Consider the following 1,357-nt stretch of genomic DNA (forward strand, 5'->3'; position numbering starts at 1 on the left):
CCCCGAGGAATCATGTCAAGATGCCCGCGTAGCTTTCATCGTGGAATCATTTGATTTTGCCCGGATTGATGGTTGGTTCTTGGGGCCTTGCTTGGCCGTGGTGAGGGTGAGCAGGTCGGTGCAGAGGGCTTGAACCTGACGTTGGATTGCCGCTGGATTCAAGGGTTTGTTCTCCCGCTGCAATTTTGTCTTCACTCCCTGCCGGACCGTGCCTTCGTCGGCCAGGACCCGTTGGTATGGGGTTGCTGGCAGGTCGTACTTCTTGCTGATCTTTGCGCCGGTTCGGATCTTCTGGACGAGTTTCTGCTGGGGTCCGAAGTGATTGGTCAGCCGCGCTTGCAACGCCCAGATCCGGTTCAGCAGCTCAAGTTCCGCCGCCGTGTCGTAACGGTGGTATCCAACGGTTTGGCGGACCACATGCCAGTTCTTCTGTTCCACATGGGCGCCGTCATTCTTGTTCCCGGAGCGGGACCTGGTGAAGGTCAGTTGCTCCTGTTCGCACCACCGCAGCAGCCCCCAATTGATGAACTCGCTTCCGTTGTCCGAGTCGATCCCCAGGATCGGGAACGGGAACGCCGCGGTGGCTTCCTTGATCGCGGCGAACACCCATTTCTGGGCCTTGTTCCTCACCGACCGGGTCTCGGTCCACCCCGTGGAAATGTCAGTGATCGTCAGGGTGAAGCAGAACTCACCCCTGGAATTTCCGCCCTCGTGGCCGACCAGATCAATCTCCACAAATCCGGGCCGCGCGTCGTCCCATTCGGCCCAGGTCCGCATCGGGATGGAGTCCTTGAGCAGTGTCCCGGGCTTGGTATGGGAGCGGCCCCTTGGGTCGAGTTTGCCCCGGTCTGCCTTGAGCCGGCGGTCGATGGTCGCCGGGGCGATCTTCAGCAGCAACGCCGCCGTCCCGTCCTCGATCGCCAGCTCGTTGAACCGGCGCAGCCGCGGCACCAGATCCGGCAGCGCCGCCGCCAGCAGACGCCCGCACGGGGTGCCCTGGACAGCCCAGCAGAACCGCAGCGCCTCGATCACGTCGTCCCCGTAGAGCGGAGGCCTGGGCGGCCGGGCCTTGACCTGCTTGAGTACCAGAGCCTGCCGCAGCGCCTTCCGCGCATGATCCCGGTGCCAAAGCGTCAAGGCACACAGCTCGTCCAGGATGGTCTTCTTGGCCGCACGATCGGCCCGGGCATATCGGAGGGCGGTGGTTTTCGTGACGGCCTTGCGTTCGCTCATCGAAAGCTCCATGGCTCACAGTGCCGGGCCAGCAGATACCGCCCCGGCAGACGCGCCGCTATGCGGGCATTCTCAAATGATTCTTCGATAGCAGCTACGCGGGCATCTTTGATGAGTCAACGCG

1 protein-coding gene is annotated in these 1,357 nt (G+C 62.6%); it reads right to left on the reverse strand.

The features are described from left to right. Positions 1-15: 15 nt before the first annotated feature. Positions 16-1,233 carry a DDE-type integrase/transposase/recombinase gene (locus NFC73_RS20665; RefSeq protein ID WP_254753352.1) on the reverse strand — a complete coding sequence of 406 codons (1,218 nt, stop codon included), beginning with the start codon at positions 1,231-1,233 and terminating at the stop codon, positions 16-18. Between the last annotated feature and the right edge of the window lie 124 nt (positions 1,234-1,357).

Source organism: Pseudarthrobacter humi (assembly GCF_024294965.1).
GTDB classification, from domain to species: domain Bacteria; phylum Actinomycetota; class Actinomycetes; order Actinomycetales; family Micrococcaceae; genus Arthrobacter; species Arthrobacter humi.

Bases quoted from the DNA above. Each gene is read 5' to 3' on its own strand.
- NFC73_RS20665 (WP_254753352.1), bottom strand. From the start codon at position 1,233: ATGAGCGAACGCAAGGCCGTCACGAAAACCACCGCCCTCCGATATGCC.